We start from the raw sequence: 13048 nt of genomic DNA, 5'->3' as shown, positions 1-13048 counted from the left end.
AGGGCCGGAGAATGTTAAACTTCAGCAAAACAAACAAACACAGAAATGGCAAATTTAGTAGCTATCGTAGGTCGCCCCAATGTGGGCAAATCTACTCTCTTCAACCGACTCACGCAGAGCCGGCACGCCATAGTGAGCGACACGGCTGGTACTACGCGTGACCGCCAGTATGGCAAATGTTCATGGAATGGAAAAGAATTTTCGGTAGTCGATACCGGTGGATGGGTAGTCAACTCTGACGACGTCTTCGAGGACGCTATCCGCAAGCAGGTGCTCGTCGCCACCGAAGAGGCCGACCTGGTGCTCTTCCTGGTAGATGTCGAGACCGGTCTCACTGACTGGGATGAGGATGTGGCGCTCATCCTGCGCCGTGCCAAGCTGCCCGTAATCCTTGTGGCCAACAAGGTAGACAACAGTGCCGAATACTATGAGGCTGCCGAGTTCTACAGCCTCGGTCTGGGCGATCCCTTCTGCATCAGCGCCGCCACCGGTGGCGGTACGGGCGACCTGCTCGACACCATCCTCGACCGTCTGCCCCTTGAGGCCAAGGAGGATGTGGAAGACGATATCCCCCGCTTTGCCGTCGTAGGCCGACCCAATGCCGGCAAGAGCAGCATCATCAATGCCTTCATCGGCGAAGACCGCAACATCGTCACCGAGATTGCCGGCACCACCCGTGACAGTATCTACACACGGTTTGACAAGTTCGGCTTTGACTTCTATCTCGTCGATACCGCCGGTATACGCCGCAAGAACAAGGTGTCTGAGGACCTGGAGTTCTATTCCGTGATGCGCTCCATCCGTGCCATCGAGCACAGCGATGTCTGCATCCTGATGATTGACGCCACCCGAGGCATCGAGGCGCAGGATATGAACATCTTCCAGCTCATCCAGAAGAACAACAAGTCGCTCGTGGTGGTGGTCAACAAGTGGGACCTCGTGGCCGACAAGGACCAGAAGGTCATCGATACCTTCACCAACGCCATACGCAACCGCATGGCACCCTTTGTCGATTTCCCCATCATCTTCGCTTCGGCGCTCACCAAGCAGCGCATCTTCCGCGTGCTCGAGACCGCCAAGGAGGTCTACCAGAACCGCAAGGCCCACGTCGGAACATCCAAACTCAACGAGGTGATGCTGCCTATTATCGAGGCTACGCCACCCCCATCGACCAAAGGCAAGTATATCAAAATCAAGTACTGTACGCAGTTGCCCAACACGCAAATCCCTTCGTTTGTGTTCTATGCCAATCTGCCCCAGTATATCAAGGAGCCTTACCGTCGCTTCCTCGAGAACAAGATACGCGAAAACTGGTCTATGCACGGTTGTCCCATCAACGTGTTCATACGCCAGAAATAATAACCATAGTCTGCCCCCGGCCTTGTGTCGGGGGCAGATGCAATCACCGTCAACGTGCGCAAACTGATATTCACACTCGCGGCTGTAGTGGCCGTGCTCTTCGTGGCTTGTGGCCCTGAGCCCAAGTCTGACGACGTGGTGGCGCAGACCGCCAAGGTCTATTACGACCATCTGATCCATGGCCAGTACGACCACTTTGTCGACGGCACTTACCGCCCCGACAGTATTCCCGACAGCTATCGCGAACAGCTCATCGCCAATGCCCGTATGTATGTGGCCCAGCAGCAGAAGGAGCGTGGCGGCATCTGTGACGTCGCTGCCGTAGGCGCTCTGGTCGACACTGCGCGCCATCAGGGCAACGCCTTTGTGATGCTCACCTTCGCCGACAGCACCCGCGAGGAGATTGTGGTGCCCATGGTGTGCTACAATGGGGTGTGGTATATGCGCTAAGCGGTCTCGGGCGAGGCTCGGGCAGACTTGGGCTGCGTGAGGGGCGTGAGGTGCCGACGGCATCTGTCATCACCCGTATAAACAAGCAAGAGGAAACGGCAGTCCGTTTCCTCTTGTCTTTTCTATAGCCCTGCTCCGACGGAGGCGGAGGCATTGTTGTTTTCCTATACCTTATTATATATGGGCTGTGGCCCAGTCAGACTATGCCCATGCTGCGGGCCTTCTCCATGAGTAGCGCCATGAGCGGTTCGCGCTCGTTGGGCACGCGGTTGTCGAGCACGGCGTCTTTCAGCGTCTGCTTGAGGGCTCCCACCTCGCGGCTGGGCTGCAGATGAAACATCTCCATAATCTCGTTGCCGTCGATGACGGGCTGCAGCAAGCGCTTGTAGTCGCGCTCCTTGAGGTCGGCGAGCTTCACGCGCACGGCGGCGAAGTTGTCGAGGAAGCGCTGCTTGCGCTCATGGTTCTTGCTGGTGATGTCGGCCTCGCAGAGTATCATCAGGTCGTCGATGTCGTCGCCGGCATCATTGATGAGTCGTCTCACGGCACTGTCGGTCACCTCTTCGTCGGCTATCACGATGGGGCGCATGTGCAGGTCCACCATCTTCTGGACATACTTCATCTTGGCGTCCATAGGCAGCTTGAGTCTGCGGAAGAGCGGGGGCACCATCTTGGCGCCTATGAAGTTGTGGTTGTGGAATGTCCATCCCTGCAGAGGGTCCCAGCGCTTCGACTTGGTCTTGCCTATGTCGTGGAGCAAGGCTGCCCAGCGCAGCCAGATGTTGTCGGAGTGGCGCGCCACATTGTCCAGAACCTCGAGAGTGTGGTAGAAATTGTTCTTGTGCTTCTTGCCGTTGCGTGTCTCCACAATGTCGAGATTGGTAAGTTCGGGCATGAGTATCTGGAGCAGGCCGCAGCGGTGCAGGTCTACAAATCCCTTGCTCGGGGTGGGCGTGGCCATAATCTTGTTGAGCTCCTCCATGACACGCTCGCCACTGATAATCTTGATGCGCTCGGCATTGCGGCCCAGGGCGTCGAAGGTCTCGTCTTCGATGTAGAAGTTGAGCTGGGTGGCAAACCTGATGCAGCGCAGCATGCGCAACGGGTCGTCAGAGAAGGTGATGTCGGGGTCGAGGGGGGTGCGTATGATGCCGTCCTCCATATCGTACACGCCGTCGAAGGGGTCTACGAGTTCGCCGAAGCGGTCGTGGTTGAGGCAGATGGCAAGGGCGTTAATGGTGAAATCGCGTCTGTTCTGGTCGTCTTCCAGCGTTCCGTCCTCGACATGAGGCTTGCGGCTGTCGTGGCTGTAGCTTTCCTTGCGCGCACCCACAAATTCTACCTCGAGGTCGCGGTACTTCACCTGTGCGGTGCCGAAGTTGCGGAATACCGACAGATGCGCCTTTCGTCCCAGTTGGCCCTTGAGTTCTTCGGCCACACGGATGCCGCTTCCCACGACCACCACGTCGATGTCATTGGAAGCCCGCTCCAGAAACAGGTCGCGCACGTATCCGCCCACCACATAGCACTCCATGTGCAGGTGGTCGGCTACGCGGCCGATGGTCTTGAATATATCCTTGTCAAGTAGCTGAGCCAGCTCAGCGTCAGTATAATTTCTCATAATCTATGTCTGCTGAGGCGCGCCGTTACCTGGCGTCGCCGATAGGTTACTGCAAAGTTACTCATTTTAAGCCGTCCTCGCAAGTGGATGGCTGAAAATCTCACCCCTGCTGGCTTGTGGGCGTCCTGTATGCGGTCACAGACTGTGCCGGGTGGGGTGAAGCAGGCGCAGGTGTGGCCGTGCGGGTCGGCAGAATGGTCTGGGCGCAGCCAGGTCTGGTTTGGCAGTCAGCCCGAAAACTTTTACGCCATTTGTTTCCCCACCTCAGAAAAATTGTGTAAGTTTGCATGTATGAAAGCAAAGGTATTCTTTTTGACGGCAGTAGCTGCTGTGACGCTGCTGTCGTGTGGCCCCACAGAGAGTGACAATGCCGCAGCGCTTGTGGCCCAGATAGAGCAGCTCTATGCCGATGGCAAGTATCAGACGGTGCTTGACTCTATCACCTCGCTGCGCCAGCGTTATCCCAAGGAGGTTGAGGCCCGTCGCCGTGTGCTCCCCATCTGGCAGGATGCGTCGTTGCGCATCGCCCAGGCCGACATCGCCCGCACCGACTCGGCTCTCCAGTCGACCATCGCCGAGATGGAGGCTGCCAAGACCATCCGCGAGCGCAACTTCATTGGCATACGCCGCGACTCGCTGCAGGTGCGCTATGATGTGCTTGTGGGTACGGTGCGCGTGATACACCGCCGCCAACAGGAAAAATAATACGGGCACGGCAAATCGTGTCGGCAAAGTTTTGCTGTTTCTTGATAAATCAGTAACTTTGCACTACCTATTATATATATATGGCAGTAAATACAGAAGACCAGTTTAAGGATACGGTCAGCGAGTGTCGCTCGCTTTTTGAAAAGAAACTCCACGACTACGGAGCATCATGGCGCATATTGCGTCCATCATCGCTTACCGACCAGTTGTACATTAAGGCCAAGCGCATACGCTCTCTCGAGATCAAGAAAGAGTCGCTGGTAGGCGAGGGCATCCGTCCGGAGTTTATCGCCCTTATCAATTATGGCATTATAGGTCTTATCCAGCTTGCGCGAGGTTTTGCCGACAGCGTGGATATCACCCCCGCCGAGGCTCTCGGTCTCTACGACCACTATGCCGCTGAAGTCCTGGAACTCATGATACGCAAGAACCACGACTACGACGAGGCGTGGCGTTCTATGCGTGTGAGCAGCTATACCGACCTTATTCTCACCAAGATAGAACGTATCAAGGAAATCGAGGACCTGCATGGCCAGGTGCTCGTGTCTGAAGGCATAGACGCCAACTATATGGATGTAATCAACTATGCCGTATTTGGTGCCATCAAGTTGAAAGAGAGTGAACAGGCTTAAGACCATAGCGACCAATATCTGCCGTGCGGTGCTGGCAGTGACATTCATCTTCTCGGGATATGTCAAGGCCATCGACCCTCTGGGTACCCAGTACAAGATACGCGATTATCTCACGGCGCTTTCGATTGGCGACTACGTGCCCGACTGGCTCACGCTGGGTTCGTCGGTGGCGTTGGCATCTCTCGAGTTTGCGTTGGGCATCTTCATCCTCTTCGCCATACGCCGTCGGTTTACCACCCGGGTGATACTGGCGTTTATGGCGGTGATGACCCTCATCACGGTGTGGATAGCGATAGCCAACCCCGTGAGCGACTGTGGCTGCTTCGGCGACGCCATCACCCTCACCAATGTGCAGACACTGCTCAAGAACGTGGTGCTCACGGCCTGTGCCGTAGTGGTGTGCCGCTGCCGCGAGCGTATGTTCCGCTTCGTGTCGGAGAACAACCAGTGGATAGTCGTCAACTATACCGTCATCTATATCGTAGCCACCAGCATCTACAGCCTGTACCTGCTGCCGCGCTTCGATTTCCGCCCCTATCATGTGGGAGCCAACATCCGCGAGGGTATGGAGATACCCGAGGGCGCCAAGATGCCCCGCTACGAGAATACCTTTGTGATGGAGAAAAACGGGGAGCGTCGCGAGTTTACCCTCGACAACTATCCCGACTCCACATGGACATTCGTAGAACGCAAGAGTGAACTGGTGGAAGAAGGCTATGTGCCTCCCATCCACGACTTTACCATTACCGACAATGCTACCGGTGACGACATCACCCAGCAGATACTCGACGACAAGGGATATACCTTCCTGCTCGTCTCGCCCCATCTCGAGAGTGCCGATGATACCAATTTCGGCGATATAGACCAACTCTACGAGTACTGTCAGGCGCAAGGAGTGCCGTTCTATTGCCTCACGGCGAGTGGCGAGGATGCCATACAGCACTGGCGCGACATCACCGGAGCCGAGTACCCCTTCTGCATGAGCGACGAGACCACGCTGAAGACCGTCATACGCAGCAACCCGGGGCTGGTGCTCATCAAGGACGGCACCGTGATACGCAAGTGGAGCCACAACGGGCTGCCCAAGTCGGAAGAACTCAACGGCCCGCTCGCCCAGATAGAGATAGGCCAGATGGACGATGTCAGCGTGGCGCGCAAGATAGCCTCCATCCTCTCCTGGTTTGTGCTGCCCCTCGTGTTGCTCGTCATTGCCGACAGACTGTGGGCCTGGAGCCGCTGGGTGAGAAACAAGGAATCAAAAATGAGATACTTTAACTTCAATAAAAACAACAAGAAAATGAGAAAGAAAATTGTAGCAGGTAACTGGAAGATGAATCTGAACCTGCAGGAGGGCGTAGCTCTCGCAAAGGAGATTAACGAGGCTTTGGTACAGGAAAAGCCTAACTGCGATGTAGTAATCTGTACTCCTTTCATCCACTTGGCAAGCGTAGCCCAGGTGCTCGACGCCAACGTAGTGGGTCTGGGTGCTGAGAACTGTGCCGACAAGGAGAAGGGTGCATACACCGGTGAGGTTTCTGCCGCTATGGTTAAGTCTACCGGAGCTCAGTATGTTATCCTCGGCCACTCAGAGCGTCGCGAGTATTACGGCGAGACCGCTGAGATGCTGAAGGAGAAGGTACAGCTCGCCCTCGCCAACGGTCTGAAGGTTATCTTCTGCTGCGGTGAGACTCTCGAGGAGCGCGAGGCAGAGCGTCAGAACGAGGTTGTAAAGGCCGAGCTCGACGGTTCTGTATTCAACCTCACTGCTGAGGAGTGGAAGAACATCATTCTGGCTTACGAACCCATCTGGGCTATCGGTACCGGCAAGACTGCTACTTCTGACCAGGCTCAGGAGATGCTGGCTTACATCCGTTCTATCGTTGCCGAGAAGTACGGTCAGGAAGTTGCCGACGAGACATCAATCCTCTACGGCGGTAGCTGCAAGGCTTCCAACGCTCCTGAGCTCTTCGCCAAGCCCGACATCGACGGTGGTCTTATCGGTGGTGCTTCTCTGAAGGCTGCTGACTTCAAGGGCATCATCGACGCTTGGAAGAAATAATCGCTAAACCATTACAGGGCATCTGGCTTCATGACCTACGGGTCGGGGGAAGCCCGATGCCCTTTTACTTAATCCTTAGATAAATGAGTAGATTACTTGCCATCATTCTCGTCGCCATCATCGGCTCGCTGACTTCTGCCCGCGCGCAGAATTTCATGCAACATATCCGCAAGACCGAGGCGGGCAAAGGTATTGTCACCGTGACCCAGAGTGAGGAGATAGACAGGCTCGTCAATGGCAAGGTTCAGACGCCAGCTGCCGACGCCAAGACTCAGACCAAGACCAATCACCCCACAACATCTGCCGACGCCCGTAAGCCCGGCGACAAGCCCGTGGCTGCCCACGGCGACAAGCCCCACAAGGATGCACCCCACAGCCCATCCGCCAATCACAACGAAAACGAAGAAGAGACACCTGCCGTGGATATGAGCAAGAAGGTCATGCGCAACGGTTACAAGATTACCGGTTACCGTGTACAGGCCTACGCCGGAGGTAACACCCGCCAAGACCGCATCGCGGCTGAGCGTGTCCGCAACGCCATAAAGATGAAATTCCCTAACCAACCCGTCTACGTTCATTTCTATTCGCCCCGATGGATTTGCCGTGTGGGCAACTACCGCAACTATGAGGAAGCGGCGTGGATGCTCGGACAACTCAAGAAGATGGGTTACAAGTCGGCCACCATCGTCAAGGGAAAAATCACCGTCCAATACTGATTGCTAACAGACAACTACAATGACAATAGAACCAGAATACCGGCCCGGGCTCGACGAGCTGGCTTCCCATTATCATGATATCCTTGCCCTTCTGGGCGAAGACCCACAGCGCGAGGGGCTCCAGAAGACTCCCATGCGTGTGGCCAAAGCCATGCAGGTGCTCACCCGAGGTTACCAGCAGGACCCCAAGAAGGTACTGACCGATGCCCTCTTCAAGGAGGAGTACAGCCAGATGGTAATCGTCAAGGATATCGACTTTTTCTCTATGTGCGAGCACCACATGTTGCCCTTCTACGGCAAGGCTCATGTAGCCTACATCCCCAATGGCTACATTACCGGACTGAGCAAGATAGCCCGGGTGGTCGATATCTTCTCCCACCGACTGCAGGTGCAGGAGCGGCTCACCCAGCAGATTAAGGAGTGCATCGACGAGACCCTACACCCGCTGGGCGTGATGGTCGTGGTCGAGGCCAAGCACATGTGTATGCAGATGCGCGGCGTCGAGAAGCAGAACTCCATCACCACCACGAGCGACTTCAGTGGCGCCTTCAACCAGGCCAAGACCCGCGAAGAGTTTATGAACCTCCTCCGTGGCGAGAGCCGCCGTTTCTAACCCTCAAACACTACGTTATGATACGATTTATCTCATGGAATGTCAATGGCCTGCGTGCCTGTGTGGGCAAGGGCTTTGAAGATATCTTCCGCGAGTTGGACGCCGACTTCTTCTGCTTGCAGGAGACCAAGATGCAGGCTGGCCAGCTCGACCTCCAGTTTGACGGCTACCACTCCTACTGGAACTATGCCGACAAGAAGGGCTACTCCGGCACAGCCATCTACACCCGCCACGAGCCGTTGAGCGTCGCCTATGGCATAGGCATCGACGAGCACGACCACGAGGGTCGCGTCATCACGCTCGAGATGCCCCAGTTCTATCTCGTCACGGTCTATACGCCCAATTCACAGGACGAGCTGCGCCGTCTGGACTACCGCATGCAGTGGGAGCGCGACTTCCAGGACTATCTGCTCCGCCTCAACGCCCACAAGCCCGTCGTCGTCTGTGGCGACATGAATGTGGCCCACGAGGAGATAGACCTCAAGAATCCCAAGACCAACCGCCGCAACGCCGGATTTACCGACGAGGAGCGCGAGGCCATGACCCGTCTGCTCGACAGTGGCTTTGTCGACACCTTCCGCCGTCTGCACCCCGACGAGGTGACCTACAGCTGGTGGTCTTACCGCTTCCGCGCCCGTGAGAAGAACACCGGGTGGCGCATCGACTACTTCCTCGTCTCCGAGAGCCTCGCCCCCCATGTGTCAGAAGCCAAGATACACACCCAGATTATGGGTAGCGACCACTGCCCCGTAGAGGTAGACCTCGACTTGGGCTGACCCGACGCTCCCGAGGTCTCTACAGCCTCGCCCTATACGATAATATCCGCAATGCCTCCCTTTTGGGCATTGCGGATATTTCTTTTCCGACCCTCTCTCAGCCTCCGGCCAAGGCGCGGCTGGCGTAGCGGTCGTCAGGAGTGGTCTCTGTCGGCTTACTTGTTAGGGTAAGTCATGTTTTCGGGCTTGATGTCTGTCAGCACCTCATCCACATACTTGCGCGACTCCCATTTGGCCATCGGCAGGTCGTGCAGCAGATAGTTGCCACAGTCTCTCGGTGCAGCGCCGGGTATCTCGCCTTCAAAGTTGGCCACAAACTCAAACGTGCGCTTCATCAGCTCCACGATATCGCTGCTCTTCAGGTCTCCTCTCAACAGCAGATAGCACCCTGTAAGACAACCCATAGGGCCCCAGTAGATGACGCGGTCGCGCCACTCTTCATCGTTGCGCAGATAGGTGGCAGCCAGATGCTCTATCGTGTGGATGGCGCCCACGTGCAGAGCCGGTTCGCGGTTGGGTTCCTTCATGCGTATGTCAAAGGTGGTGACCACCTCGCCGCCCACCTGGTCCTTGCGGCTCACATAGATGCCACGCAGCAGCTGCTCGTGGTCTATCGTAAAACTTGGTATCTTCTCCATATTTCTCTTGTTGTGATTTATTTGATGTTGTCGAGGAAGCGGCGCGTCACGCCGAATGAGTTGTCGGCCAGACGGTCCCAGAAGTCCACGTACATGGCAGCCTTGTCGTCGCGCAGCGGCACATCGCTGATGATGCGCATCGAGACAAAGGGCACGCCATAGATGTGGCAGGTCTGGGCGATGCCGCAGCTCTCCATATCCACAGCCTGGGCTTCGGGGAAGTGGCCCATGATTTCGCGCATCTTCTCGCGGCTGTTCACAAACCAGTCTCCGCTCACGATGAGGCCCTTGCGCAGCGTCACCTCGCTCTCTGCCATGGTGCGGTCTATGGCTTCTGCCACACATGCAGCGGCACTATAGCGTGTCGGCATGCCCTGCACCTGACCGTAGTCGTTGTCGTCGCCGCAGTACACGTCGTGATAGGCATACTCGGTGCCCACCACCACGTTCTGTACGTCGAGTGTGGGGTCGGCGCCGCCAGCCACGCCGGTCGATATTACCAGCTCGGGCTTGTAGCGGTTTATCATCTCCACCGTGCAGATGGCAGCGTTGACCTTGCCTATGCCGCTCTGTTGCAGTATGAGCGTGTGGCGCCCCATCTCTCCCGTCACCACGGTTCTGCCGTGATGCTCTGTGGTCGTGGCGTGGTCCAGCAGTTTTGCCAGTTGGGCAAACTCCTTGTCCATAGCCACGATTATTGCTATCTTCATAATCTCTGTCTTTAATTTGTTCTGCAAAATTACGCCAATAAGCCTATATGTGGGCCTAAATAATAGTTAAATAACCCTAACCGCCGCCTCCCTACCCATATTGGCCATGCCGGGATGCCGCGCCACGGCTGTCGCCATCTTCGGGGTAGGGCAGAAAGTCCTGCCCATGCCCTCGGCGCTCATTTCATGGTTTGATTTTACGGTTTCATGCACCGATACCACTATTTCCGAGTTTGCATTTCCCGTTTCATGCTTCGCCTTCCATTTGTTTGCATGCCCGGCAGAGTCGTCGTTGGATGCGTAGCGTCCGCCTGCAAGCCCCATTCCAGAAAATCCAAAGGGGAAGAAGCCAATAAGAGGCCCCATCCCAGCCGTTCCCAAGGCGAATGAGTGTCATACAATCACCTTAAACACAGCAAGAATGGACTTCCATACAGGGGCAGGGGAGGGGCTCCTACTCGGAACCTCCACAAGCAGCAGCAACTCTGTAGGAGTTGCGATTTCATAGCCCAGGGTTGCGGGCGAAGTCCGCTACCCTGGGTGCTGCATAAGTAATGTGGCAACTCTGAAGGAGTTGCGATTAGCCGTAGGCGTTACCCGCAGCAGGATAATGGGCTGCTATTTGGTGGAGGAGATTATTGGATTGAGAATAACGCCTTCGGCTAAGCGCAACACTTACAGTGTTGCTATCCTTTTTTGTATCAATACCCAGGGTAGAGGCGCTGCACGCCTCAACCCTGGGCTGGGGAAGCGCAACTCCTACAGAGTTGCTGGGGGTGCGTACCGTCCACAATGGGCTAATAATACCGCCGTCATGGGTAGAGGCGCTGCACGCCTCAACCCTGGGCTGGGGAAGCAGCAATTCCTACAGAGTTGCCGGGGGTGCGTAGCGTCCACGATGGGCTAATAATACCGCCGTCATGGGTAGAGGCGCTGCACGCCTCAACCCTGGGCTGGGGAAGCGCAACTCCTACAGAGTTGCCAGGGGTGCGTAGCGTCCACGATGGGCTACTCATGCTTCTGTCATCGGCTCACTGCTCTCTGCTCAAGTGGATGACAAAACCGTTGCCGCTCAAGAAGCGGTCGGCGAAAATCTTGTAGCCGTGGCCGTTGGACAACTCGCCTTCAGGACCCTGGAACCCCAGCGCCCCCATCTCGTGGCGCAGCTTGTTCCACACCTCTTCGTCGGTCATCGAAATACTCACGAGCGGAGCCGTGGCGGGTTGGCCGGCACCGGCTATGGCTACGAGCGTGGCCTTGTCGCTACTTACGTTGACCATGCTCCCCATCTCGTCGGCGTCGCAGCCCTGGGTGTAGATGGTGGCGCGTCCCACCTGGTAGATTTCGTTGATGGCGCTGCGCACATAGCCCATCTCGACCATCATCTCGTCCACCTTCCCAGCCTCGCGCAGTCCCTTCACCGCTGTGCCGCTCGTCTCTACGAGGTCGGCTATGTCTATGGCGCGCTCTATCGAGATACAGCGCATCTTGATTTCCTGCTCCGTGGCAGGCTGGGCCAGAGCCGCTGCCGCCCGTTTCTCCTGCGGTGTGGCGTCGGCAGCCGAAGTCTTGGGTTTGCAACCAGTCAGCACGAGAGCCGACATGAGGGTTATGGCCCATAGCGGGCGCGAGAAGAGGGTGGTGGTCATACGCTTGATGGTTTTCTGATTATTTGCTGCGAAGATAGGTAGAAAAAGCGAGAAAGCCGCCAGTAAGGTGAAAAAAATGCGTAATTTTGTGACGATTATGGACAATAAAGCATTTTCGGCCGCTCTCTTCAAGTGGGCTCATCGCCACTGGCGCGAGCTCCCTTGGCGCGGATGCGGCGACCCCTATGCCATCTGGCTTTCCGAGATTATCCTCCAGCAGACACGCATCAGCCAGGGCACGAAGTACTGGCTGCGGTTCATGCACGCCTATCCTACTGTGGCAGACCTGGCTGCCGCCAGCGAAGACGAGGTGCTCAAGCTGTGGCAAGGACTGGGTTACTACTCGCGGGCACGCAATCTCCACGCCGCAGCACGGCAGATAGTGGAGCGCGGAGCCTTTCCCGATACCTACCAGGAGATACGTCGCCTCAAGGGAGTGGGCGACTACACCGCTGCCGCCATCGCCTCGATGGCTTTCGGGCTGCCCCATGCCGCCGTCGACGGCAATGTCTATCGCATCCTTGCCCGCATCTTCGCCATCTCTACCCCCATCGACTCTACCCAGGGCAAGCACGAGTTTCAGCAGTTGGCCGACGCGCTCTGCCCGACCGACGAGGCAGGCCACTGGAACCAGGCCATGATGGACTTTGGCGCCCTGCAGTGCAAACCCAAAGGTCCCGCTTGCGGCAGCTGCCCATTTGCCGACATGTGTGAGGCTCGCCGCCTCGGGCAGACGGCCTCCTTCCCCGTCAAGGAGGGCCGTGTGAAGCACCGCGACCGCTACTTCACCTATTATTATATTACGCGCGCGCACGAGGTGCTCTTCCACCGCCGCGGCACCGATGACATCTGGCGATCGCTGTGGGAACCTGTGCTCGTAGAGGGCGACGCCGCGTCGCTCGACGATGCCGGGCGCGTGGTCAAGCATGTGCTCACCCACCAGACCATCTATGCCCAGCTCATCCGTATCGACGCTACCCGTCTGACAGACCATGAGCCGCTGCCCTATGGCCTCCCGCCGATAGCGCAGCTGCTGAAGGAATATCGCTGGGCCACCCCCGACGAGCGCGAGGGCTACGCCATGCCACGGCTGATGGACAAACTGCTCGCCGACAGGTAG

14 protein-coding genes are annotated in these 13048 nt (G+C 56.9%); 9 read left to right on the top strand and 5 right to left on the bottom strand.

The window, feature by feature from the left end; translation table 11 throughout:
• Positions 1–45 precede the first annotated feature (45 nt).
• Entirely contained in the window at positions 46–1359 is a 1314-nt protein-coding gene (gene der, locus CIK95_RS11980; protein ID WP_022309802.1) for a ribosome biogenesis GTPase Der, read from the top strand.
• Positions 1360–1413: 54 nt separating this feature from the next.
• Positions 1414–1809, top strand: a complete 396-nt coding sequence (locus CIK95_RS11975; protein WP_094467120.1) for a hypothetical protein — start codon at positions 1414–1416, stop codon at positions 1807–1809.
• A 196-nt stretch (positions 1810–2005) separates the two neighbouring features.
• Here CIK95_RS11975 and CIK95_RS11970 read toward each other — a convergent pair whose 3' ends face one another.
• On the bottom strand, positions 2006–3430 hold the full coding sequence (locus CIK95_RS11970) for a CCA tRNA nucleotidyltransferase (protein WP_094467108.1): 1425 nt from the start codon (positions 3428–3430) through the stop codon (positions 2006–2008).
• A 291-nt stretch (positions 3431–3721) separates the two neighbouring features.
• Between CIK95_RS11970 and CIK95_RS11965 the strand changes: the two genes are divergently transcribed.
• From CIK95_RS11965 to CIK95_RS11940, 6 genes are all read left to right on the top strand, one after another.
• Positions 3722–4135: a hypothetical protein gene (locus tag CIK95_RS11965; RefSeq protein WP_094467107.1), complete on the top strand. Its 414-nt coding sequence runs from the start codon at positions 3722–3724 to the stop codon at positions 4133–4135.
• Positions 4136–4215: 80 nt separating this feature from the next.
• A complete protein-coding gene (locus CIK95_RS11960) occupies positions 4216–4767 on the top strand; it encodes a DUF1599 domain-containing protein (protein ID WP_094384487.1) in 552 nt (183 codons plus the stop codon).
• A complete protein-coding gene (locus CIK95_RS11955; RefSeq protein ID WP_094467106.1) occupies positions 4754–6826 on the top strand; it encodes a BT_3928 family protein in 2073 nt (690 codons plus the stop codon). Before CIK95_RS11960 ends, CIK95_RS11955 begins: the two co-directional genes overlap by 14 nt.
• 83 nt (positions 6827–6909) lie before the next feature.
• Positions 6910–7542 carry an SPOR domain-containing protein gene (locus tag CIK95_RS11950; RefSeq protein WP_094467105.1) on the top strand — a complete coding sequence of 211 codons (633 nt, stop codon included), beginning with the start codon at positions 6910–6912 and terminating at the stop codon, positions 7540–7542.
• A gap of 19 nt (positions 7543–7561) precedes the next feature.
• The gene (gene folE, locus CIK95_RS11945; RefSeq protein ID WP_022309795.1) at positions 7562–8155 is read left to right on the top strand and encodes a GTP cyclohydrolase I FolE; all 594 of its coding nucleotides are present in this window, start codon (positions 7562–7564) and stop codon (positions 8153–8155) included.
• 20 nt (positions 8156–8175) lie between these two features.
• The gene (locus CIK95_RS11940; protein ID WP_094467119.1) at positions 8176–8931 is read left to right on the top strand and encodes an exodeoxyribonuclease III; all 756 of its coding nucleotides are present in this window, start codon (positions 8176–8178) and stop codon (positions 8929–8931) included.
• 155 nt (positions 8932–9086) lie between these two features.
• On the opposite strand, the gene CIK95_RS11935 is transcribed toward CIK95_RS11940, so the two are convergent.
• The 4 genes from CIK95_RS11935 to CIK95_RS11915 all read right to left on the bottom strand — a co-directional run bounded on the left by CIK95_RS11935 (position 9087) and on the right by CIK95_RS11915 (position 11928).
• Positions 9087–9569: an S-ribosylhomocysteine lyase gene (locus tag CIK95_RS11935; protein WP_022309793.1), complete on the bottom strand. Its 483-nt coding sequence runs from the start codon at positions 9567–9569 to the stop codon at positions 9087–9089.
• 17 nt (positions 9570–9586) lie between these two features.
• Complete coding sequence (locus CIK95_RS11930) at positions 9587–10279, bottom strand: 5'-methylthioadenosine/adenosylhomocysteine nucleosidase (protein WP_094388598.1); 693 nt, start codon at positions 10277–10279, stop codon at positions 9587–9589.
• A 66-nt stretch (positions 10280–10345) separates the two neighbouring features.
• Entirely contained in the window at positions 10346–10645 is a 300-nt protein-coding gene (locus tag CIK95_RS11925; protein ID WP_094467104.1) for a hypothetical protein, read from the bottom strand.
• A gap of 665 nt (positions 10646–11310) precedes the next feature.
• Positions 11311–11928 (bottom strand): hypothetical protein, encoded by a 618-nt coding sequence (locus CIK95_RS11915; RefSeq protein WP_094467102.1) that lies wholly within the window; start codon positions 11926–11928, stop codon positions 11311–11313.
• Between the two features lie 97 nt (positions 11929–12025).
• Here CIK95_RS11915 and mutY point away from each other — a divergent pair, with 97 nt between their 5' ends.
• Positions 12026–13048, top strand: a complete 1023-nt coding sequence (gene mutY, locus CIK95_RS11910; RefSeq protein WP_094467101.1) for an A/G-specific adenine glycosylase — start codon at positions 12026–12028, stop codon at positions 13046–13048.

Source organism: Prevotella sp. P5-108 (genome assembly GCF_002251385.1).
GTDB lineage: Bacteria > Bacteroidota > Bacteroidia > Bacteroidales > Bacteroidaceae > Prevotella.
The sequence above is the reverse complement of the archived record's forward strand: the minus strand, read 5'-3'. Positions and strand labels throughout refer to the sequence as shown.

Bases quoted from the DNA above. Each gene is read 5' to 3' on its own strand.
- der (WP_022309802.1), top strand. From the start codon at position 46: ATGGCAAATTTAGTAGCTATCGTAGGTCGCCCCAATGTGGGCAAATCT.
- CIK95_RS11970 (WP_094467108.1), bottom strand. From the start codon at position 3,430: ATGAGAAATTATACTGACGCTGAGCTGGCTCAGCTACTTGACAAGGAT.
- CIK95_RS11965 (WP_094467107.1), top strand. From the start codon at position 3,722: ATGAAAGCAAAGGTATTCTTTTTGACGGCAGTAGCTGCTGTGACGCTG.
- CIK95_RS11960 (WP_094384487.1), top strand. From the start codon at position 4,216: ATGGCAGTAAATACAGAAGACCAGTTTAAGGATACGGTCAGCGAGTGT.
- CIK95_RS11950 (WP_094467105.1), top strand. From the start codon at position 6,910: ATGAGTAGATTACTTGCCATCATTCTCGTCGCCATCATCGGCTCGCTG.
- folE (WP_022309795.1), top strand. From the start codon at position 7,562: ATGACAATAGAACCAGAATACCGGCCCGGGCTCGACGAGCTGGCTTCC.
- CIK95_RS11935 (WP_022309793.1), bottom strand. From the start codon at position 9,569: ATGGAGAAGATACCAAGTTTTACGATAGACCACGAGCAGCTGCTGCGT.
- CIK95_RS11930 (WP_094388598.1), bottom strand. From the start codon at position 10,279: ATGAAGATAGCAATAATCGTGGCTATGGACAAGGAGTTTGCCCAACTG.
- CIK95_RS11925 (WP_094467104.1), bottom strand. From the start codon at position 10,645: ATGGGGCCTCTTATTGGCTTCTTCCCCTTTGGATTTTCTGGAATGGGG.
- CIK95_RS11915 (WP_094467102.1), bottom strand. From the start codon at position 11,928: ATGACCACCACCCTCTTCTCGCGCCCGCTATGGGCCATAACCCTCATG.
- mutY (WP_094467101.1), top strand. From the start codon at position 12,026: ATGGACAATAAAGCATTTTCGGCCGCTCTCTTCAAGTGGGCTCATCGC.